25 protein-coding genes and 1 tRNA gene are annotated in these 22,510 nt (G+C 25.5%); 11 read left to right on the top strand and 15 right to left on the bottom strand.

The annotated features are described in order from the left end of the window. Complete coding sequence (locus AMYT_RS03510; RefSeq protein ID WP_114841172.1) at positions 1-891, bottom strand: GNVR domain-containing protein; 891 nt, start codon at positions 889-891, stop codon at positions 1-3. 21 nt (positions 892-912) lie between these two features. Further along, the gene (locus tag AMYT_RS03505) at positions 913-1,869 is read right to left on the bottom strand and encodes a sugar transferase (protein WP_196779632.1); all 957 of its coding nucleotides are present in this window, start codon (positions 1,867-1,869) and stop codon (positions 913-915) included. A 256-nt stretch (positions 1,870-2,125) separates the two neighbouring features. On the opposite strand from AMYT_RS03505, the gene galE reads away from it, so the two are divergent. Further along, positions 2,126-3,151, top strand: coding sequence for a UDP-glucose 4-epimerase GalE (gene galE, locus AMYT_RS03500; protein WP_114841171.1), 1,026 nt, complete (start codon positions 2,126-2,128; stop codon positions 3,149-3,151). On the opposite strand, the gene AMYT_RS03495 is transcribed toward galE, so the two are convergent. Beyond that, the gene (locus tag AMYT_RS03495; RefSeq protein ID WP_114841170.1) at positions 3,148-3,804 is read right to left on the bottom strand and encodes a helix-turn-helix transcriptional regulator; all 657 of its coding nucleotides are present in this window, start codon (positions 3,802-3,804) and stop codon (positions 3,148-3,150) included. The two genes, galE and AMYT_RS03495, sit on opposite strands and share 4 nt — an antisense overlap. A 175-nt stretch (positions 3,805-3,979) precedes the next feature. On the opposite strand from AMYT_RS03495, the gene AMYT_RS03490 reads away from it, so the two are divergent. The 4 genes from AMYT_RS03490 to AMYT_RS03475 are packed head-to-tail and all read left to right on the top strand — an operon-like array spanning position 3,980 to position 8,011. Then, complete coding sequence (locus AMYT_RS03490; protein WP_114841169.1) at positions 3,980-4,351, top strand: RidA family protein; 372 nt, start codon at positions 3,980-3,982, stop codon at positions 4,349-4,351. A gap of 21 nt (positions 4,352-4,372) precedes the next feature. Next, positions 4,373-5,611 carry an NAD(P)/FAD-dependent oxidoreductase gene (locus AMYT_RS03485; RefSeq protein WP_114841168.1) on the top strand — a complete coding sequence of 413 codons (1,239 nt, stop codon included), beginning with the start codon at positions 4,373-4,375 and terminating at the stop codon, positions 5,609-5,611. A gap of 3 nt (positions 5,612-5,614) precedes the next feature. Then, a complete protein-coding gene (locus AMYT_RS03480) occupies positions 5,615-6,943 on the top strand; it encodes an alanine/glycine:cation symporter family protein (protein WP_114841167.1) in 1,329 nt (442 codons plus the stop codon). Positions 6,944-6,985: 42 nt separating this feature from the next. Then, positions 6,986-8,011 carry an alanine racemase gene (locus AMYT_RS03475; protein WP_114841166.1) on the top strand — a complete coding sequence of 342 codons (1,026 nt, stop codon included), beginning with the start codon at positions 6,986-6,988 and terminating at the stop codon, positions 8,009-8,011. A gap of 130 nt (positions 8,012-8,141) precedes the next feature. On the opposite strand, the gene AMYT_RS03470 is transcribed toward AMYT_RS03475, so the two are convergent. From AMYT_RS03470 to AMYT_RS03420, 11 genes are all read right to left on the bottom strand, one after another. After that, positions 8,142-9,290 (bottom strand): phospholipase D family protein, encoded by a 1,149-nt coding sequence (locus tag AMYT_RS03470; protein ID WP_114841165.1) that lies wholly within the window; start codon positions 9,288-9,290, stop codon positions 8,142-8,144. Positions 9,291-9,345: 55 nt separating this feature from the next. Further along, positions 9,346-9,430: transfer RNA gene (locus AMYT_RS03465), tRNA-Leu, on the bottom strand. Positions 9,431-9,539: 109 nt separating this feature from the next. Continuing rightward, positions 9,540-10,844, bottom strand: a complete 1,305-nt coding sequence (locus AMYT_RS03460; RefSeq protein ID WP_114841164.1) for a methyl-accepting chemotaxis protein — start codon at positions 10,842-10,844, stop codon at positions 9,540-9,542. A 1-nt stretch (position 10,845) separates the two neighbouring features. Next, positions 10,846-11,238: a PAS domain-containing protein gene (locus tag AMYT_RS03455; RefSeq protein ID WP_228197888.1), complete on the bottom strand. Its 393-nt coding sequence runs from the start codon at positions 11,236-11,238 to the stop codon at positions 10,846-10,848. A gap of 244 nt (positions 11,239-11,482) precedes the next feature. Continuing rightward, a complete protein-coding gene (locus tag AMYT_RS03450; protein WP_114841163.1) occupies positions 11,483-11,878 on the bottom strand; it encodes a hypothetical protein in 396 nt (131 codons plus the stop codon). A 9-nt stretch (positions 11,879-11,887) separates the two neighbouring features. Continuing rightward, positions 11,888-12,202, bottom strand: coding sequence for a hypothetical protein (locus AMYT_RS03445; protein ID WP_114841162.1), 315 nt, complete (start codon positions 12,200-12,202; stop codon positions 11,888-11,890). Between the two features lie 28 nt (positions 12,203-12,230). Next, positions 12,231-13,493, bottom strand: a complete 1,263-nt coding sequence (locus AMYT_RS03440) for a Y-family DNA polymerase (RefSeq protein WP_114841161.1) — start codon at positions 13,491-13,493, stop codon at positions 12,231-12,233. 231 nt (positions 13,494-13,724) lie between these two features. Next, positions 13,725-14,264, bottom strand: a complete 540-nt coding sequence (locus tag AMYT_RS03435; protein WP_114841160.1) for a rhomboid family intramembrane serine protease — start codon at positions 14,262-14,264, stop codon at positions 13,725-13,727. Next, on the bottom strand, positions 14,254-14,838 hold the full coding sequence (locus AMYT_RS03430; RefSeq protein WP_114841159.1) for a hypothetical protein: 585 nt from the start codon (positions 14,836-14,838) through the stop codon (positions 14,254-14,256). The genes AMYT_RS03435 and AMYT_RS03430 overlap by 11 nt, the downstream gene beginning before the upstream one ends. 1 nt (position 14,839) lies before the next feature. Beyond that, positions 14,840-17,257, bottom strand: coding sequence for an endopeptidase La (gene lon / locus AMYT_RS03425; protein WP_114841158.1), 2,418 nt, complete (start codon positions 17,255-17,257; stop codon positions 14,840-14,842). Between the two features lie 32 nt (positions 17,258-17,289). Continuing rightward, positions 17,290-17,949 carry an outer membrane protein assembly factor BamD gene (locus AMYT_RS03420; RefSeq protein ID WP_114841157.1) on the bottom strand — a complete coding sequence of 220 codons (660 nt, stop codon included), beginning with the start codon at positions 17,947-17,949 and terminating at the stop codon, positions 17,290-17,292. A 118-nt stretch (positions 17,950-18,067) separates the two neighbouring features. Between AMYT_RS03420 and AMYT_RS03415 the strand changes: the two genes are divergently transcribed. Genes AMYT_RS03415 through AMYT_RS03400 form a run of 4 tightly spaced genes read left to right on the top strand, consistent with a single transcriptional unit; the run spans position 18,068 to position 19,772 of the window. Next, positions 18,068-18,832 carry a pyrroline-5-carboxylate reductase gene (locus AMYT_RS03415; protein WP_114841156.1) on the top strand — a complete coding sequence of 255 codons (765 nt, stop codon included), beginning with the start codon at positions 18,068-18,070 and terminating at the stop codon, positions 18,830-18,832. Continuing rightward, positions 18,801-19,106, top strand: a complete 306-nt coding sequence (locus tag AMYT_RS03410) for a hypothetical protein (RefSeq protein WP_114841155.1) — start codon at positions 18,801-18,803, stop codon at positions 19,104-19,106. Before AMYT_RS03415 ends, AMYT_RS03410 begins: the two co-directional genes overlap by 32 nt. Then, a complete protein-coding gene (locus tag AMYT_RS03405) occupies positions 19,093-19,446 on the top strand; it encodes a hypothetical protein (RefSeq protein ID WP_114841154.1) in 354 nt (117 codons plus the stop codon). Before AMYT_RS03410 ends, AMYT_RS03405 begins: the two co-directional genes overlap by 14 nt. Next, positions 19,443-19,772, top strand: a complete 330-nt coding sequence (locus tag AMYT_RS03400) for a hypothetical protein (RefSeq protein WP_114841153.1) — start codon at positions 19,443-19,445, stop codon at positions 19,770-19,772. Before AMYT_RS03405 ends, AMYT_RS03400 begins: the two co-directional genes overlap by 4 nt. Here the strand turns inward: AMYT_RS03400 and rdgB are convergent. Beyond that, the gene (gene rdgB / locus AMYT_RS03395) at positions 19,747-20,337 is read right to left on the bottom strand and encodes an RdgB/HAM1 family non-canonical purine NTP pyrophosphatase (protein WP_114841152.1); all 591 of its coding nucleotides are present in this window, start codon (positions 20,335-20,337) and stop codon (positions 19,747-19,749) included. The two genes, AMYT_RS03400 and rdgB, sit on opposite strands and share 26 nt — an antisense overlap. A 155-nt stretch (positions 20,338-20,492) precedes the next feature. Here rdgB and AMYT_RS03390 point away from each other — a divergent pair, with 155 nt between their 5' ends. Continuing rightward, positions 20,493-21,806 carry an MFS transporter gene (locus AMYT_RS03390; protein WP_114841151.1) on the top strand — a complete coding sequence of 438 codons (1,314 nt, stop codon included), beginning with the start codon at positions 20,493-20,495 and terminating at the stop codon, positions 21,804-21,806. A gap of 49 nt (positions 21,807-21,855) precedes the next feature. Then, positions 21,856-22,503 (top strand): transglutaminase-like cysteine peptidase, encoded by a 648-nt coding sequence (locus AMYT_RS03385; RefSeq protein WP_114841150.1) that lies wholly within the window; start codon positions 21,856-21,858, stop codon positions 22,501-22,503. Positions 22,504-22,510 lie beyond the last annotated feature (7 nt).

The raw sequence follows: 22,510 nt of genomic DNA, 5'->3' as shown, positions 1-22,510 counted from the left end.
TTAAATCTTTTTATTATCTATAGCTTTGTTTGAAAACATATATTCTTTAATAAAAACAATCAATAATGCTAATATAAATCCAATTATTAATGAGATTAGAATAATTAATAATTTTTTAGGCTTTATTGGTTTGTCAGAAATTAAATATCCTCCAACAATTTCAGAGTTTTTTATATTTTGTTCTGATAATTGAAAATTTAAATTTTGTATTTCTTTTTCCAGTTTTTGTTTTTTATCAAATAGTTCTATATTTAATTGATATTGCAATTTATTTAGAACTTCTATTTTTAGAGTTCTTTTTCTATCCTCAAGAAAAGTATTATCTAATAGTTTTGCATCTATTAAACTACTTTTTTCTTTTTTTAGTATTTCAATTTGTTCTTGTAAATCCTGTTTTTGAAATTTTTCAATTGCAATAATTTTAGCTTTATTAATTTCAATTTGAGTTTTTATACTTGTTTTATATTGTTCAATTTTATCTTGATATAAATTTTGTATATAATAAACAACTTCTTGATTTTTTTTCAATGCTTCTTCATTTGTATAGGCTTGTGTTTGTATTGTTATAAAATTCATTATCTCAAAAGGTCTAATTTTTGTAAGTTCAGAAACATATGATTTACTATTTTGCTCAGTATCTTTAACTTTAAAATATAATTGCACATTTTTTGATAATACTTCAGGTCGTGCTATTAAATTATTTTCTATATGCCCTATTTGTATATTTGATTCAACTTGATATATAGGTTTTTTTATAAATATATAAATAATTGCAACAATAACTACAAAACTTGTAAATAACAATACAAATCTTATATTTTTATATATTATTTTAAAAATCTTTTTTAAATCAATTATATCTTTATTCTCAATATATTCATTTTGTTGCATTTTAAACCTTTTTACAAAATATTAGTAAGTATCATTTTTAAATAAAATAACAAATACAGTTTTAAAAATAATTTTTATATCTTTTAATAATGATTGAGAATCAATATATTTCATATCTAAAGCAACTCTTTGTTCATAAGTAATATTATTTCTTCCACTTACTTGCCATAAACCAGTTATTCCTGGTTTAACACTATATAACTTTACAACGTTTTTTCCATATTTTGGAAGTTCTTCTTCTACAATAGGTCGTGGACCAACAATAGATAAATCTCCTAGAAAAGCATTAAAAAACTGCGGAAGTTCATCAATACTTAATTTTCTTAAAGTTTCTCCAATACCTGGAATAATTCTAGGGTCATCTTTTAATTTAAAATCTTTTTCAAATTCTTCTTTTATATTAGGATGATTATTTAACCAATCTTTTAAAATATTATCAGCATTAGGAACCATTGTTCTAAACTTATAAACTTTTATAAATTTACCATCTTTGCCTATTCTTTTATGTGCAAAAACAGCAGGAGCACCTGGAGACTTTATCTTAATAAGTAAAAAAATCAATATATACACAGGAATAAGTAAAATTATAGCAAAGATAGAAAATAAAATATCAAATGCCCTTTTTAAAAAGCGATTAAATAAATTAGATTGTGTTTGTTCATATAAAGTAAAATTGTCATTATAATATTCCAAATGGCATCTATTGAAAAACTTTGATAAAAACTTAGAATAAGTATAAAATTCAATATGAGAATAGTTTAATTTTTTTAAGTACTCAAATAGTTTTGTAGAAATCTCTTCATCAAAATTAAGTACTATTATATTAGAAGGATTTTTATTTACATACTCTAAAACTTTGCATTTCAAATCATCAAAATTATTTTCAAAAATATTTATTTTATAAATTTTTTCAAAATTATATTCCAATTCATTAAACTCTTTTTTAGATAAATTGTATTTCTCTCCAAGTATTAGCAAATAAAAACCTTATACATTATTTTATATTTTAAAAAGGCAATTATACTAATATTATTTTCATTAAAATATAATAAAAGTGTATAATAAATAACTATTTATTTATTTAAAAATAATAAAAAATTCTATTCTATTATTCTATGAAGTGAAAATAAAGTTTAAACAAAGTAAAATTGTCTCTTTTTTATATAAAATGAATTATAATTAACTATGATTTTATATATACAAACCTATTAAAATAGAGGAATAATAATTATTTATGAAAATACTAATAACTGGTGGAGCAGGATATATTGGTTCACATGTTCTAAAACAATTATTAAAAGAAACTAATAATGAGATTATTGTTATTGATAATTTATCAACAGGAAATATAGAAATACTTGATAAGTTAAAAACTATAAGAGATTTTGAATTTATTAAAATAGATTTAAAAGAATTTGAAGAAATTGAAAATATTTTTTCTACAAACAATATTAGCACTGTGCTTCATTTTGCAGCTAGTATAGTTGTTTACGAAAGTATTAAAAATCCAATTAAATATTATTTAAATAATACTAATAATACAACAAATTTAATCAAATGTGCTGCAGAACATGGAGTAAAAAAGTTTATTTTTTCAAGCACTGCTGCTGTTTATGGAAATCCTATAAATATCTCACAAAAGGGAATTGAAGAGAACTTAGAAACAAATCCTATTAATCCATATGGAATGAGTAAACTTATGAGTGAAAAAATCATTCAAGATACAGCTAGAGTATATAAAGATTTAAAATATGTTATATTTAGATACTTTAATGTAGCTGGAGCAGATATATACTATGAAAAGGAAAATCTAAAACCACAAATTGGACAATCATTTCCTGAAGCAACTCACTTAATTAAAATTGCATCGGAATGTGCAAGCTTAAAAAGAGATGTTGTAAATATTTTTGGTACAGACTACAACACATATGATGGAACAGGAGTTAGAGATTATATTCATGTGGATGATTTAGCAGATGCACATATTAAAGCTATTGATTACTTAGATGAAAATCCAAGTGACATCTTTAATGTAGGTTATGGTCATGGGTACTCGGTTAAAGAAGTACTTAAAACAATGAAAAAGGTTTCAGGAGTAAATATAAAAACTGTAAATACTCATAGAAGAGAAGGTGATCCCGCAATTCTTATTTCAAATACCAAAAAACTTAAAAGTAAAATGAAATGGAAACCTAAATATGATAATTTAGAAATAATTTGTTTTAGTTCTTATATATGGGAAAAAAATTTATATATTTAAGTAGTTTTGTTTTTTTTAATTTTATTTATATATCTATAAATAGAAGGTTCAGACATATTTAACCTTTGAGCAACCTTTTGAACAGCTCCTCTTGTATTAAAAATTCCTGAACTATTTAAAGTTTGAATTACTTCTGTTTTTTCTTTTGTAGTCATTCTATTAGCAGGTACTTCAAATTGATTAATAATTGTATCTATTTTATTTAAAGTTAATTCCTTAAGATTTGAAGTTAAATTCTCTTTAATATCAGTTTTCAAAGATTTTTTTTCTACATAATTAGGTAATAAAGAACTAAGAAAAGATAAAGATTTTTCAACTTTTTCATAATCAGAATTTAGGCATAAAGCCCCCACAATTGTATTGTTTTCATCTCGAATAAAATAAGTAGAAGAATAAAGAAGTTTTCCATTTATATTTTTAGAATTATAATTACATACATATTGTTGATTCCCTTTTGATTCATTTTCAATAAACTCTAAAACTAAATCTGTAATAGAATCACCAATTTTTCTATTACTTATGTGTCCATTTATAATATGAACTATTGATTTTTCATAATTTGTTAAGTTGTGTAATACTATTTCCGTATTAGGACCTAATACTTCACTTAAGAAATCAGCAATTGTAATAAATTTTTCAATATTTTTATTCAAATAAATAATCCTATATATTATAAATTAAATATCCAATTATAGAAGATTTGAGAGTAATTGTCAAGTAAAGATAAGTTTTTTATAATAAAAAATCTTATTTTTTTTGATAAAAAATCTTTACATTGATAATTTTTTATTATATACTGCATAAAATAAAAAAATAAAGGATAAAATTATGAAAGAGATTTTTTCTAAAAATGCACCAAGTGCAATTGGACCTTATTCTCAAGCTGTTGAAAAAGATGAATTTATATTTGTCTCTGGACAATTACCTATTGATAGTAATACTTCTTTAATAAAAGAAGATATTGCTAGTCAAACTAGACAAGCCTTACAAAATATAAAATATATTTTAGAAGAAGCAAATTTACAAATGAAAGATATAGTAAAAACTACTATATTATTGAAAAATCTAGATGATTTTGAAATAGTAAATAAAATTTATAATGAATACTTTACTCCCCCTTTTCCAGCAAGAACAACCTATGAAGTTTCAAGACTACCAAAAGAGGCTTTAATTGAAATAGAAACAATTGCAAAAAAATAAAATATTTTAATAGGAGCTTTTATGAAAAAAGATATTATTATCATAGGTGGAGGAGTGATTGGTTTAATGTGCGCATACTGCTTACAAAAAAGTGGAAGAACTATAACAATAATAGATAAAAATAATCTAACTGATGGTGCTTCCTTTGGAAATGCTGGTTTATTATCTGCTTTTAAAAAAGCTCCTTTAAGTAATCCAGGAGTAGTTTTAGATACTTTAAAACTTATGATTAAGGGACAATCACCTGTAAATATTCATCCAAGTCTTGATTTGCATTTATATAAATGGCTTTACAAGTTTGCTGCTAGTGCTACACAAGAAAGACTTAAAAGAACTTTAGCACTATTTGAAAGATATGGAGAGTTAAGCTTAAATATCTACAAAGATATGTTAGAAAATGATGGTATGGATTTTTATTTTAAAGAAGATGGTTTACTTTTAGTATATACTGAAGAAAAAAACTTTAATGAAAAACTTCAAATATATAAAAATACACATAATGTTGAAATTCTTTCAAAAGAAAAAACAAAAGAATATATGCCAATTATAAATGATAAAGTTATTGGCTCTTTTTTATTAAAAGAAAATGGGCATCTTGACCCTACAGAATTTGTAGTTGAATTAAAAAAATATTTAGAAAAAAATAATGTTGAATTTTTACTAAATGAAGAAGTTACTAAACTTGAATTTGAAAATAATGAAATATCAAAAATTTATACTTCAAAATCTTCATATAGTGCTCAAACTTATATTCTTTCAACAGGTTTTGATGATACATTAGCAAAACAAGCACAAAATAGATTTTTAATGACTCCTGCAAAAGGATATAGTATAACTTTTACAATGCAAGAAGAACAAAAACCTAAAACTTGCGCACTTTTTGCTGATTTATTTATAGCAATGACTCCAAGACGAGATACTGTAAGAATAACTTCAAAACTTGAAATAGGCTCCACAAACCCAAATATAGTGCAAAAACAAATTAATAGTATATATAAAAATCTTTCTTTATATACAGAAGATTTTAAAAAAGAAAATATAGAAGAATGGGCTGGATTTAGGCCCTTAACTATAAATGATATGCCAATAATTGGTTTTGATAAAACATATAAAAACTTAGTCTATGCAACTGGTTTAGGTTGGTTGGGAATTACTTTTGCACCTGCAATTGGAAAAATTATCAATGATCTAATTACAATAAATAAAAAAAATGAAACTAATATTGATATTTTATTATTTTCAAGCTTCTATCAAGGATAAATCATGGAAACACTTAATAATGTTCTAAGTTCACTTTCTTCATTGGTTTGGGGACCACCAATGCTAATTTTACTTGTGGGAGTTGGTCTTTTTTTAACTATACAATTAAGAGGTTTACAAATTAGAGCTTTAGGACATGCTTTAAAAGTTCTTTTTTCAAAAGATAAAGATGCAAAAGGTGATATTTCACACTTTTCTGCATTAATGCTTTCATTAGGAGCAACAGTCGGTACGGGAAATATTGTAGGCGTAGCTACGGCTATTGCATTGGGAGGACCAGGTGCTATTTTTTGGATGTGGATTACTGGTTTGGTTGGTATGGCTACAAAATATTCTGAAGCCATTTTAGCAGTAAAATATAGAGAAAAAGGCATAAATGGCTATAAAGGTGGAGCTATGTATTATATAAAAAATGGTTTAAATATGCCAATGCTTGCTATGATTTTTGCCATTTTAACTTTTATTACTTCATTTGGGGTTGGAAATATGACTCAATCAAATGCCGTTTCTGCGATTTTATTAGAGCAAATACAAATTCCAACTTGGGGTACAGGTATTATTTTGGTTGTATTAACAGGTTTGGTTTTAATGGGAGGGATAAAATCAATTGGTAAATTTACATCATATTTTTCTCCTGTAATGGTTTTAATTTATGTTTGTACTGCAATGTTTATTATCATAACAAACTTTGAAAAAGTACCTACTGCTTTTGAGCTAATTTTTAAATATGCTTTTTCTCCTTTTGCAGCAGCAGGTGGATTTGCAGGTGCAGCAGTTGTAGCAGCTATTAGAATGGGAGTATCAAGAGGACTTTTTTCAAATGAAGCTGGTTTAGGTTCAAGTGCTATAGTTGCAGCTGCTGCTAAAACTAGTGAACCTGTAAAACAAGCTTTAGTTTCTATGCTTCAAACACTTATAGATACTTTATTTGTTTGTACAATGACTGCAATTATAATTTTAATGTCTCCTATTTGGTTAGAAGGTGGTAGTGCTGGAATATTAACTATAAAAAGTTTTGAATTTTTTCTTGGAGGAACTGGTGCTTTTGTAGTTTTTATAACAACTATATTTTTTGCTTATTCTACACTTTTAGGTTGGTCATATTTTGGAGAAAAAGGTTTTGAATATGCCTTTGGCGAAAAATCTGTAAAATTTTATAGATTTTTATTTTTATGTTTTATTATGCTAGGTGCTATTGCTGAGTTAAAATTAGTATGGAATTTTTCTGATGTGGCAAATGGGCTTATGGCTATTCCTAACTTAATAGCATTGCTTTTATTATATAAAGTAATTAAAAAAGAGACAAATATCTATTTTAATAAAATATCATAAGAAGAGAAGATTCTTATGATATTTAAATAAAAGGTAATAAAAATGGCAAAAATTTTACTACATAAAGAAAATTTATTTCATAATTTAAATCTAATTTTAAAACAAGCTGGCAAAATACAAAAAGTTGCAATTGTATTAAAAGACAATGCTTATGGACATGGAATTATAGAGATTTCTAGTTTATTAAAAGAGTTTGGCATAAAAAAAGCTGTTGTAAAGAACTTCAAAGAAGCACTTAAGATAAAAGATTATTTTGATTATATTTTAGTTCTTTCAAATAAAAACTTCAATAATTTTCATCATAATTTTCATTTTGCTTTAAATTGTTTTGAATTAATAAAAGATTTGCCAAATAATATAAATGTTCATATAAAAGTAGATACAGGTATGCATAGAAATGGTATTTTACCAGAACAATTAGAAGATACTTTTTTTAAATTAGTGGAAAAAAACATAAATATAACAGGAGTTTTTACTCATCATAAAAACGCTGATAATATATTAAGCAAAGATTTTGAACAACAAAATTTACTTTTTTCAAAGATAAAAGAAGAAGTAAAAAAAATCTGCAAAAGGTTTTCTATAAAGCTTCCTGCTTTTCATTCTTGTAATTCTTCTGCTTTATTTAGACACAAAAGTATAGAAGATGACTTTGTAAGAGTGGGTATTGCTACTTATGGCTATCTTGAAACAAATAGTAAAACTTTACCTAATTTAAAACCAATTATGTCTTTATGGGCAAATAAAGTATCTTCGAGGATACTAAAAAAGGGGGAAAGTGTTGGTTATGGAGGAACTTATACTTCTAAAAAAGATATAAGTATCTCAACATATGATATTGGTTATGGTGATGGATTTTTAAGATTAAATGAAAATCAACACTATACAACACCAAAAGGTTTTAAAGTATTAGGTAGAGTTTCAATGGATTTTTTAACTTTAAATAGTAATGAAGAAGAAGTTTGCATATTTGATAATGTTAAAAATCTTGCAAAAATTCATAATACCATAAGCTATGAAATTATTACAACTTTAAGTAAAGATATAAGAAGAGAGATTACAAAATAATTTCTCTTTAATTATATATTTTAAACTTTATAAACTATTCAATAAAATCTTTAAATTAATTTATTTATTTATAAAATTATTAATAATATTAAATTATGAAATAATTCTAAACAAAATTAAATATTATCTCTTATTGGTTATCTATTATTTCTTTTACATATTCACCAAATTCTTTAGTTACTTGAATATAACTATTCCCTAATTGTATTGCGCCTTTTAATGAGTTTCCTCCTGCATAAGTTATATAACAATTTGGAAATTTATTTTTAAAACCTTTTATTACATCTTCATAATATAATGGAGTTTCAAACCATTTTTCACCAAAATTAAGAGACAAATTATTTGCATAAATATAAAATGGCCATCTTTTATAATCTTTATTTATTTCTTGTTCTTTTTCTGTTCTGAAAAAAACATTACTTGCTTTAGTATAGTAACTTAAAAAACACTTTCCTCCTACTGCAACTTCCAATAAACAATCTCCATTTTTTATTTTTTTAGGTTCTCTTGCAAAATGTAAGACCGTATGAGGTTCATTGATTTTTCTTTTATCTGCTGGCAATATAGGCCTATCTTTAACTCCTGATACTTTAATAAAATATTGAGCATTTTCCTTTAATTTTATATTTTTATTACCTTTACTTGGAGTACATAACTTTTCAATATTTTTTTCTAATCTAATATCAATATCTTTCTGAAATTCAAATCTTTTTTCATTTTTCATTTTTTCAGCAATTACACAAAGTTGTTTAATTTGATATTCTGATAAACTAACATAGTCTATACTTGATAATAATTCATTTTCTAAAGTTTCTATTGTTTGACTTGATGTTGTTATTATTCCTGTTTCGTGATTACTAACTAATCCACGAATAGTAAAGTTAGCAGATGTAACTATTCCACATAACCTAATATCATCTTTATAAAATAAATAAATTTTCGAATGCAATGACTGCATTAAATGAATTTTTGGCCATTTATTTGTAAATAATTTAATTGTTTTAGCAAAATTATTTAATTGAAAAGGTTTAATAATTTGCTCATTTCCTCTAGGTATACATGTTGTTATAAGCTCAAAATAAACATTTTTTATATTTATTTCTTTAAAGAAATCTTCAAAATCTTCCATTAAAAATGGTGAAGCAATAATAACTTTATCACTAATAGAAATAAGAGATTTTAATAGTTCTTTATGATTTTTAATAGTATTTGAGTTAATTACATTATTAACTATTTTAATATCTTTGCAAAGGCCAGATGTATTATTTATTATCTCCATTTATTATCTTTTTTAATATTTTCCTAATTTTATATAAAATCTAAAAGTCAAAAAATGGTGCGACCGACGAGACTTGAACTCGTACACCCAAAGGCACCACCCCCTCAAGATGGCGTGTCTACCAATTTCACCACGGTCGCAAATAGTAGTTTTCTTAAGTATATATTATATTTTAAAGAAGAATATAAATTTAAGAAGTTGAAATTATATCAATATTAAAATATATACTTCTTTAAGAAAAAAAAAGAGTTAATATCTATCTCTTCTTTCTTCTCCTTTATATTTATCTATTCTTTCTCTTTTTCTTATTTTTATATTATCTTTACCCTCAAACTGTGCACTTTCTGCTGTTTTTGCAGCTTGTGTTGCTATATTATTACTTTGTATTGCGATTTCTTTTACAGTATTTGCAACTTCTGCATTTTGTTGAGTTAAGGTATCTATTTGAGATACTGCATTATTTATTTGAATAATACTTAGTTCTTGCTCTTTTGTAGCATTATTAACTTGATTAATTAAAGATAAAGTCTCTTCTATATTTTTATTTAATACTTCATACTCCTCATTCATCAAATTAGAAGTATATGTACCTTCTTTTGTTTTTTCTTGTAAAATATCCATAAGTGCTTGGATATTTCTAGCTGTATCTGCACTTCTATTTGCAAGATTTCGCACCTCTTGCGCAACAACTGCAAAACCACGCCCTGCTTCACCTGCTGTTGCAGCTTCAACAGCAGCATTTAGTGATAAAATATTTGTTTGAAAAGCAATATCAGAAATAGAACCTATAGCATCATAAGCTTTTTTTGTTGCTTCTGCTATTTCTTCCATAGAAGTTAAACTTTTTGAAGCATAAGTTTTTCCTTTTGAAGCAGAATTTTTTACTTCTTCACCTATTTGAGCCATAGAGTTTGTAAGTTTTCTATTTTCACTTATATTTGAAGTTATTTCATCTATTGAAGCAGAAGCTTCTTCAATAGTTGTAGCTTGTTTCATAGAAGAAGTTGCAAGAACATCAGCTTCTTTTCTTAAAACATCAGATTCATATTTTAAAACAAGAGATTCTCTAACACTTTTTTGTAAATTTAAAGTGATTTTTTCTCTTAGGGAATTAATACCTAAAAGTAACTCTTTTAACTTACCACCTCTAAATAAAGTTGTATCTACTGCATTTAAATAGTTTTGATTTTCATATTCTTGTAATCTTAAAATAACTTCATTCATAGTATTATCAAGTTTTTGATTCATTGCATTTATTGTTTCACAAAGGTATGAAATTTTTGCATCATTAGATTTAGAAACAATAAAATCATCAGTAATCCCATCTGATACTTTTTCACAAGAAAGAATTATCTCTCCATAAATTTTCAAATCTTCAAGTTTTTTATTTTCAATTATTTTTGCAATTCTTAAAACTTTTTCTTCTAAAACTTTAAATCTTTTTTTTTCAATTTTATCTAAAGGAGTTAGACTATTTGTTTCATTTAAAATAAACTTTTCTAAAGAGTCTAAAAAAAGTTCAATTTTATCTATATCTTTATTGGAACCAAACATATTATTTCTCTTCTTTTTTTAGTTGTATATAAAGTTTTTCAGCAGTATCAACCTCTTGTTTAGTAGGTTTTACTCTTACAGAAATATATCTTTTTTCACCATTTTTTTCAATACCATAAACAGTGGCATTTACCCAATAAAAATCTCCATTTTTACAGCGATTTTTCACAATACCATTCCAAGTTTTTCCAGCATGTACAGTATCCCATAAATCTTTAAATGCAACTTTAGGCATATCAAAATGTCTTAAAATATTATGAGGTTGTCCAATAAGTTCTTCTTTTAAATATCCTGCAATTTTACAAAAATCATTATTTGCATATAATATTATTCCCTTTGCATCTGTTTCAGATACAATCATTGTATTTTTAGACAAAATTATCTCTTTATCCAATTAACATCACCTCTGTAAATTTAATAAACTTGATTTTGAATAATATATAAAAATAGTATTAGAAAAGTATCATTTTTATATAAAACTATCGTATTTTTATAAATATAGACTACATTTTATATACTTGGTATAGTTATTTTAGTTCTATTGTAATTTATTAAGAATTATAATATTTTTTAATTATACTTTTTTGTAATTTTATATATTAATTTTGTAGAAATATCTTTTTATAAGTTTTAAGTTATTATCTATCTAGTAAATAATCTGCTTTTGATTTTAGGTTCTTTTTTTCTAAAAACTCCTGTTCTCTTTGGCTAAGTTTATCTTCCATATTAGACACTTTTTTTTCTTTTTTATTATCTTTTTTTATAGTTGTTTTTTCTTCTTTTTTATTATTTTTAAATAAAGTTAAAATTAAATATACACTAAAAACTATATTAAAAATTATTATAAACCATTTAGAAAATAAAGCAATTTCTAAATATTGCAATTTATCTTTTAATTTTAAATATTCAACTACATCTGAATAAATAGCATTTGCAAATAAAGCTACAATTAAAAGCAAAGCTATTATTACAACTCTTTTTCTAAACTTATATAAATAATACCAAAAAACTGCAGATTTTACTTGTCTAAACATTTTTTATCTTTATATTAAAAAATCTAAACCTAAAATTGCCAAAGCAGCAACTAAAGATTTTGTTTTTAAATCATCTTTGATTTTTCTTTCTTCATCACTAATAATAATCTCTAACTCTTCATCACTATAATCTTCAAAGCTTTTATTTCTCTCTGCAAGCCTTGCTTTTGTACTTAAAATTGCCCTTTGTCTTATCTTTTTTGCAATTGCTTCTTTTAATTCCTTACTTTTTAAACTTGGATAATCAAAGGCTTTTGATACATTTTCAGAAGCAATATTATAAAGTTTTGTTGAACTATTTTTTATCTTTTCTTTTATTTTCATAAAAACTCTTTTTTATTTTATTATAGCATTACAACTCTGAAGCACTTTTTATAATATCTATTCCAAACTTATCTCTTAGTGCTTGAAGTTTATTTGTAAGCTCTTTTTTCTTTAAATCCTCTTCATACTCAAAAAGATTATAAGTATAATTTGAATTTGCAAAATTATACACTGTTAAGTTTAACTGAATAATACCATGTCGTGGATGATTATCACTTTTTATAAAAAGTTCTTTTACTTTTAATTTAAAATCACTTTCATTAAAAACTCTATTTACATTTACATAATTTTTTGATTTTATATTATATTCATACTTTATTTTTATTGCATAACTTAAAGGATTTACTTGTTCTTTTTTAACCAAAAAACATAAATATCTACAAAGAATCATTACTCGTCTTAGAATTTCAGCCCTATCATAAATAGCATCAAAACTTCTGCCTATTCCTATGGATTTTTTATCTCTTGAAGTTGTAAGTTTTCTATCATTTATCCCACATACTCTATTATATAAATCTATTCCTGGCTTTTTCCAAGAGTAAAAAAGTTCTTTTTTACTCTCAATATCACCTAAAGTTTTAATTGCATAGCCTTTTAGTTTTGAAGCATAGCCTTTTCCAATACCTGGAAAATTTTCAATTGGTATATCTTTAATAAACTCTCTCATCTGTTCTTTTTTTATATATTTTATACCATCAGGTTTAGCAAATTCTGTAATTAGTTTTGAAAGATACTTTGAATGGGCAACTCCAATAGAAATTGGTAAATCAAGTTCATCTTTTATTTTTTGTTTTAATTTTTTTGCAAACTCATATACTTCTTCTTCCTCAATATACCCTGTAACATCTCCAAAAAACTCATCAATACTAAATTGTTCAACTAAAGGTATCTCTTTTTTTAATAGTTCATATAAAGCTTCTGAGAGTTTATGATATAAAGGATAGTTTGGAGGTATCATTAAAAGCTTAGGACAAAGTTGTAAAGCTTCATTTACACTCATTGCTGTTTTAACACCATAAGCTCTTGCTTCATAAGAAGCAGTTGTGATTATACCTCTTATTCGTCCATTTTCATCTTTAAAATACTCTTTGAAAGTTTTATTTGGTTCATCCGTTAAAATAGAACTTACAAAAGCACCACTATTAGAACTAATAGCCCTTACTTGCTTTTTTTTATCAAAGATATTTAAGTTGCTTCTTCCTCCAACCGCAACTGGAATCTTTTCTAAATTTTTATCTAAAGTTCTATGAGCAGAAACAAAAAAACAATCTAAATCCATATGCAAAAACATAATAAAATTTTATCAAATAAAAAAAACATAAGCCAAAAATATTTCAATTTGTGATAATATTTGAAAAAATAAAAGGATAAAAAATAGAAAAGTGTAGAAACTGCCAAAGAGAAATTGAAGCTAAAAAAAGACAATGTCCCTACTGTGGGATTTTAAATCCAACAGTAAAACTAAAAGATGTTTTTATAGGTTTGGCTATTGTATTATTAGTTATGAGTATCTTTACTTATATTATAAAGTAACTCTTCTTAAAATCATTCCACCAAAATAACCTACTATTAAACCAATAATATGAGCATACCATGCAATTGGTAAGCCTATTAGTATTGGTGCAACAGAGATAAGTAAAATCCAAGTAATTATTCCTTTTCTTTGATAAGGGTCTATTAAAGCTATATATCCAAGTAAAGCACAAATTGCTCCTGAAGCACCCACTAAATTCACTTGATTATCTAAAAAAACAATATATAAAAAACTTAAAAATGAAGTTAATAAACCAAATACAAAATAAGCAATAAAAAAGTGTGTTTTCCCTTTATATCTTTCTACTGCATTTCCAAATTGATATAAAACAAACATATTCATACCCAAATGTCCAATTCCACCATGGGCAAACATTGTAGTTAAAGGTTGCCACCAAAAGCCCTCATAAACTAAATACATATTTAGCCCTAAAATTAGGCTTCCATAATTAATGTTTAATTGAATAACATACATTAATACTGTAATAGCAATAACAATATTTGTCATAGTAAAATTATTAGTTTGCATTAGCTTTAAGTGTCCTTATTGTACAGTCTGTGATTTTTCTCAATTCTATTTTATCAAAAAATCTAAAATCAGTAAATACCCATAAAATTTCTTTACCATTTAATCTTATAGAAGTTTGTAATGCTCCAAAATTAAATTTTTTCTTTTCTTCTAAAGTTGTGTCATTTTTATCATTTTCAATAACTTCATATTTAATAGTAATATATTTTGCAGGATTTTTAGCTTTAGCAGTTTTTATAGACTCTATAAAAAAACTATCTATTTCTTCTAAAGAGATATACTCTTGAATATAAGACTTTGCATTTAAAGGTTTAATATACCCTCCATCTATTTTATAAAAACCTTTAGATAAAGCTTTTGAAGCCTCTTGCAAAAGTGTAGAGTTTGTAAATCTTACTTTACTATTTTCATCAAAACAAGCTAGTACTTTTAATTTTGAAGGAAGGGGAAGTGGTTCATTTTGGTTTTGTCCAAAATATTTTGAGTACAAAGTTATGACTATTGAAATCATAACTATTGTACCAAAAGTAAAAAAGTTATTAATTATTTGGCTAGGTCTAGCACCCTTTTTCATCTTAAATAAGTGCTTCTTTTAATACATCTTCTATAGTATCAACCGGCTTAATTTCCATATCTTTTTTAACTTCATAAGGAATATCATCTAAATCCCTTTGGAAATTTTTTCTAGGAATTAAAACTTTTTTCATTTTAGCTTTATATGCTGCTATTAATTTTTCTTTTAATCCACCAATTGGTAAAACTTTTCCTGTTAAAGTAAGCTCACCTGTCATAGCAACATCTGATTTTACAGCTTTATTAGTTAAAATAGAAGCAAAAGTTGTTGCCATTGTAATTCCTGCACTTGGTCCATCTTTTGGAGTGGCACCTTCTGGAATATGTAAGTGAATATCATATCTTTTATATACTTCACTTGGATCAAGTTTTACTTTTTCTTCTATTTCTTTAGGTGTTTTTGGAATAATTTCTTCATCTATTTTTAACTTTTTATCATCAATTAAAAGTTTTACAACCGAATATGAAATTTTAGATGATTCTTTCATAACTTCACCCATATTTCCTGTAACAGATAAACCACCTTTACCTTTTAACTTAATAGCTTCTGTTTTTAAAACATCCCCACCAACAGCTGTCCAAGCAAGACCGTTTGTAACACCAATAACACTTTTTTTATCAGCTGGGTCAATTTCAAAAATTGGATTATCTAAATAGTTTTTTAGATTTTTTGTATTTATAACTACTTTATCAATACTTTCATCTGAAACTATTTTTTTAACTGCTTTTCTAAATAATTTTGAAAAAACTCTTCTTAAGTTTCTAACTCCTGCTTCTCTTGTATATTCAGAGATGATTTTTTCAACTGTTGTATTACTTAAAGATATTTCGCTTTTTTTAAGCCCATGTTTTTCTAGTTCTTGAGGAATTAAATAATCTTTAGCAATATGAAATTTTTCATTTGGAGTATATGAACTAATTTCAATAAACTCCATTCTATCTCTAAGTGCAGCGGGAATTCTTCTTGCATCATTTGCAGTTGCTACAAAGATAACTTGTGATAAATCAATTGCAAAGTTTAAATATAAATCTCTAAACTCATGGTTTTGTTCAGGGTCTAATACTTCAAGCATAACAGCTGTTGGATCACCCCTATGATTTGCTCCTAATTTATCAATTTCATCTAAAACCATAACTGGGTTCATTTTTTTTGCATCAACTAAACCTTTGATAAGTCTACCTGGCATTGCTCCCACATATGTTCTTCTATGACCTCTTAATTCATTTACATCTTCCATTCCACCTAAAGCAATTCTTACAAGTGGTCTTTGTAAAGCTTGAGAAATAGAGTTTGCAAGTGAAGTTTTTCCAACACCTGGAGGTCCCACAAAACACAATACAGTTCCTCTTGATTTTTGTGATTGGATATTTCTTGATTCAAGTAACTCTTTTACAGCAAAGTATTCAGAAATTCTCTCTTTTGCTTTACATAAAGAATAATGGTCTTTATTTAATTGATCTTCCACATTAGCAACTGAAATTTTGGCATCTGCATATTCACCAAAAGGTACTTCTAAAACTTGTTCGATATATGTTTGAAGAAGTGAAGCATCAGGTGAATCTTGGTGCATTCTACTTAATTTTTCTATTTGTCTTTTTGTCTCTTTATAGCCATCTTTTGGCATAAATTCTTTTATTTTTTTAAGTCTTTTTTTATAAGACTTAATTTCATTTTCTTTTTGATTATCTGCACCTAGTTCTTTTTGAATAGCTTTAATTTGCTCTTTTAAAAAGTAATCTTTATGTGTTTTTTCAATTTTTGAGTTTACTTTTTGAGTTATTTCTTTTTGAATTCTAAGTGCTTCAATCTCTTTTTTAATAGTTTCAATAATATCTAAAAGTCTTTTTTCCACATCAACTTCAGAAAAAAGTCTATAAGCATCATCTTTCTTAACTCTTAAAACAGATGAAATTAAATCAGCAATTCTTACAGCATCATCATTTTCTTCTATTGTTTTGATTAAATCAACAGGAAATTTAGGATTTACCCTTGAAAGTTTTTTAACTTGTTCTCTTAAAACTTCTATTATTGAATCAACTGCTTCTTTTTGAAACTCTTTTGGTTGAAGCAAATCAACAACAGCAAAAGATGGCGTTTCTTCATTGAAATCTGTAATTTTCCCTTTTGCTAAACCTTGAAAAAGTATCTTTGTTTTACCATCTGGTAAAGATACTTTTCTCATAATATTCCCAATTACACCCACATCATAAAAATGCTCTTTTTTTCTACTATTCTCATGACCTTGTTTACTTACTGTTACAAGTACAAGTTTATTATTATTAATAGCATCTTCTACAGCATCTATATTTACTTTATCATTTAAAAATAATGGTGCAATCATAAAAGGGTATAAAAATATATCTTCTTCTATAATTAATGGTATTTGCTGTGGAAATGAATCATAATTTTCTAATTCCATTTATATTTTCCTCCCTTTAAATTTTATAAAAATTATTCAAATATTGCTCTATAAAAAGGTACATCCACATCTTTAATATCTTCTGGTTTATCCCAAGTATTTTTAGCTTTTTCTTCATAGATTTTTGCAGCTTTATCTTTACCTAATCTTTTATATAAATCTGCTATTTCTTTATCTAAGTTAGCTTTTGCCATATGGATTCTTGAATCAATAGTATCTACTAATGGCATATAAGGTGATTGTGGATAAGTAGTTTTAAAAACTTTAATATCTGCTATTGTGTCATCTAATAATTGTTGATCTCTTAATTGATATGTAAATCCCATAAAATTAGCTTTGATTTTAAGAAATCTAACATAATCAATCTCTTTACTTATCGTATATCTTTTAATATATTCATCTAAGTAAAAATTTGCTAAAGCATATTGTTCTTCTTCCATATGCGCATTTGCTAAGATAATTAGTGATGTTGGTAAAAGTGGTGAATTTCTATGTTCACTCTCTAGTGAAGTAAAAGTATCATCAGCACTTTCTAAATCATAATCTGCAATTTGTTTAGTCATTTTATTATACCAATATAGTGCTGGTCTGTCATACTCTTGAATCCCTTCTTTTTTAGAAGAGCAAGAAGCTAACATTACCCCAACAGAACATAGTAATAATAGGTTTTTTAATTTTAAGTTTTTAATCATCTGAATAATCCTTTTTTGATAAAAGAAGTATTTTATCTAATAGTTGCTTATATGAAATAAAATATATTATTAATTATTTGCTATACTATAAAAAATAAAATGTGAAAAAGGCAAAATTATGAAACTAACTCTTATTGGAAATGGTATCATGGCACAATCATTAGCTAAAGGACTAGTGAAAAACTATGAAGTAGAAGTAATAGGAAGAGATGAAGTAAAACTAAAACTTATGCAAGATAAAATTCCTCAAATTTCTATAAAAGTAATTGATGACCAAGAAGATATTACAGATAAAAATATAATATTTTGTGTAAAACCATATGCTTTACAAAGTGTTGCAGTTAGATTACAAGGAAAAGCAAATACTTTATATTCTATTCTTGCTGGAACAAAACTTGAAACATTAAAAAAACAAATTAGTGCAAATTATTATATTAGAACAATGCCAAATATTGCAGCCTCATTATCTATGTCAATGACTACTATTACAGGAGACAAAGAAGCAAAAATAACAGCATTAGAAATCTTTAATGCAATTGGAAAGACTGTATGGGTAAATACAGAAGCTCAACTAGATATTGCAACAGCAGTTGCAGGAAGTGGCCCAGCATTTTTAGCTTTAGTAGCAGAAGCTTTAGCTGATGGTGCTGTAAAAGCAGGACTTGAAAGACATATCTCAGTGGAATTAATCCACGGATTATTTGCAGGAACATCTGCTCTTTTAGCTAAAACTCATCCTGCAATTATAAAAGATTCAGTTATGAGCCCAGGGGGAACAACAGCAGCAGGACTTGCAGCACTTGAAGAAGGAAATGTTAGAAATGCTATGATAAAAGCTATTCAAGAAGCCCATGAAAAAGCAATCGAGCTTAGTAAAAAATAGTTTTACACTATTTGAAACCCTACTTAGCCTTACACTTTTAGCTATTGTAATAAGCTTAGTTTACAAACTAACTTATTATGATAGTTTTACTACTTTATTTGAAACTTTAAATAATATAGAAAATAGTTTTACTTTAAAAAAGTATGATAAAAACTTTACAATAAAAGAAGAAAATTTAGAGGTTATAACTAATAATAGTTCTAAAACTATTAGTGTTAAAAAAGTTATCTATAAAGATAAAAATATACTTTTATATAAATATGAACCAAAATAAAAAATCCTTTATTATTTTTGAATTGTTACTTGTAGTAGTTATCTCTTCAATTATTATAATAAATACTTTTATTAGTATAAAAGATATTTATTTATTTTCATTAAATAGCCAAAAAATAGCCATATATAAAATAGATTTATTAAGTTCAAAACTTATTATTAAAAGAAATATTTATAAAATAAAAAAACTTTTAAAATATCAAGATAAGAAACTTTATTTTAATAATAGTCTATTTTTAGAAAATGTAAAAAACTTTATCATAGAAGAGAAAAACAATTTTATAACTATAAAGTTTTTATATAAAAATCATCTTTATGTAAAGTGGGTATTTAAACTATGAAAAAAGCTTTCACTTTACTTTTTACTCTTTTATTTTTATCTATTTTAGGTTTTGTTTGCATTAAACTTTTAGAAAATAGAGCCATTAACTCTATAAATATAAAAAACCAATATTTATATATACAAGCTTCAAATCATTTGGAATTTTTGAATGAGTATATTAAAACTTTAAAAGATATAAAGGAGGATACAAAAATAGAAATATTAGATGATAAATTTATAATAGAAGCCTATATAAATAAAAATAAGGCAGATATTTTTGTAAAAGCAAAAGAGTATAATATAAGAGTTTATAAAACTCTTATATTATTACATCAAGAACCTTAAGTGCTAAATTTAAAGCTTTTGTTCTATGTGAAAAAGCTTTTTTTACTTCATAAGGAAGTTCTCCTAAAGTTTTTTCATATGAATTTGGAATAAACATAGGGTCATATCCAAAACCACCCTCACCTAACTCTTTATTAATAACATTTCCATGCATCCAACCATGTACAGTATAAACTTCATTTTTATAAACTATTGCTATACAAGCTGTATAATAAGCTTCTGTTTTTTCAAGATTTATTTCATTTAGTTTTGAAATAAGTTTATTATTATTTTCTTTGTCTGTTGCATTTTCTTTAGCATATCTAGCTGAATAAATACCTGGTTCATTATTAAGTGCAGGAACTGATATTCCACTATCATCAGAGATTACAATAGCAGTTTCATCATTTAATAAATCATAAATAGTTTTTGCTTTTTTTATAGCATTACCTTTAAAACTATCTTTATCTTCTACTATTTCAATATCCCCTAAAAGCTCTTTATATGTAACTATTTCATGCTTTGGTAGAAGTTTTTTAAACTCTTCAATTTTACCTTTATTTCCTGTTGCTAAAACTATTCGCATAAAATCCCTTTTAAATTTTTTCATATTATATTAAAACTATAAAAAAACTAGCTTTATAACTTTTCTTAAAGCTTCCTAGAAGTGTAGTTTTTTAACATCTTATTAACTTTATTAATATATAATCTTTGCCTATTTTAAATTTTGGGATTTTATATATGATTAAGTCAATTATTCCTCTTAGTTCAATTATAGCATTAAGATTTTTAGGTCTTTTTTTAGTTTTACCAGTATTATCAGCTTATGCTATAAATCTAAAAGGAGCTACTACTGAGATAGTTGGTATTGTTGTTGGAGGTTATGCTTTAACACAAATGCTATTTCAAGTTCCCTTTGGAGTTATGAGTGATAAGCTAGGAAGAAAAGGTACTATTGTTACAGGGCTTTTATTATTTGCAATTGGTTCATATTTCTGTGCAATTGCTGATGATATTTTAACTTTAATGTTAGGAAGATTTTTACAAGGTGCAGGTGCAATTGGTGCCGTAGTAACTGCAATGATAAGTGATATAGTAAAAGAAGAGCAAAGACCAAAAGCAATGGCAGTAATGGGTGGATTTATAGCAATGAGTTTTGCAATTTCTATGCTTGCTGGTCCTACAATTGGTGCAATTGCAGGGGTTAGTACACTTTTTTATATTACAATGATTTTAGCTTTAGGTTCTATTGTAATACTTTTTAAAGGTGTTCCAAACCCTCCTCATATCACACATACATATAATGCAAAAGCAAATTTAAGTCAAATTTTTTCAAATACTAATTTAATAAAAATGAATATTACAAACTTTTTACAAAAAGGCTTAATGACATTTGCGTTTATGATTATTCCTATGGTTTTAATAAAAAACTTTCAATGGGAATTTAGTGAATTATGGAAAGTATATTTACCTTCAATGATTGTTGGGGTTTTATCTATGGCTCCAGCTGCAATATTAGCCGAGAAAAAAGGCAAATATAAAGAAGTTCTAATGATTGGAATTGCATTTTTTGCTATTTCATATTTAATTATTGGAACTTCAAGTAGTGCAGTTTTATTTGTTATTGGTGTTGTGATTTTCTTTGCAGGATTTAATATGCATGAGCCAATTATGCAATCTCTTGCTTCAAAATTTGCAAAAGTTCATCAAAGAGGATTAGTTCTTGGAATATTTAACTCAAGTGGATATTTAGGAACTTTTATTGGTGGATTATTAGGTGGTATCTTTTTTGAAGATGTATCTTTAAGTACTTTAGTTATTACAATTGCTATTATTTGTTTAGTATGGATAATACTAATTGCAACTATGCCAAATCCAGCTAAGAAAAAAATGGCATATTTAAATCTAGATGAATACAAAAGAGAAAATGGTAAAAACCTAAATAACAATACTTATATTGATGAGTGGTATATAAATGAAACTGAGCATATAATCGTAGTTAAATATGATAGTAATCATATAGATGAAGAGAGTGTTAAGAAGTTATTAAAATAGTTTTATTTATACTATCTACATAGTTATAAATTCTAGTAGAGGTAAAGTGATGAAAAAAGCATTTATTGCAATTGTTCTTATTTTTTCTAGCTTTATCTCTTTTTCTACTGCAACAGTCCCTAAAAACTTTACCCAAAGTAAATTTGATGAATTTAAAGAAAAGTATGGAGAAAAAGCTTCTCAAAGACTTACTTTATGGGATAATCTAATTGAAAATGCAAAAAAAGAAAAGCTTTTATATAAGCTTAAAATGGTAAATGATTTTTTCAATAAAATTACTTATAAACTTGACTCTGTTCATTGGGGCAAAAATGATTATTGGGCTAGTCCTTTTGAGTTTTTAGGAACTGGTGCTGGAGATTGTGAAGATTATGCTATTGCTAAATACTATACTTTAAGACAATTGGGAATTCCTGATGATAAGTTAAGAATTGTTTATGTTAAGTTACTTAGAAAAAATTCTAAGTTTGAACAAGCACATATGGTACTTACATATTATCATACACCTGATTCTACACCAATTGTTTTAGATAATGTAAATAAAAAATTGGTATTAGCAAATAAAAGAAATGACTTAAAACCAGTTTATAGTTTTAATGCTAGTGGATTGTGGAGAGCTCAAAACAAAGGGCAAACTTCACAAAGAGTAGGAAACAATAATCTTGAATCTTGGAAAGATTTAATGAGTAGATTTTAAAGGAATA

The sequence above is a fragment of the Malaciobacter mytili LMG 24559 genome (genome assembly GCF_003346775.1).
Classification (GTDB): domain Bacteria; phylum Campylobacterota; class Campylobacteria; order Campylobacterales; family Arcobacteraceae; genus Malaciobacter; species Malaciobacter mytili.
The sequence above is the reverse complement of the archived record's forward strand: the minus strand, read 5'-3'. Positions and strand labels throughout refer to the sequence as shown.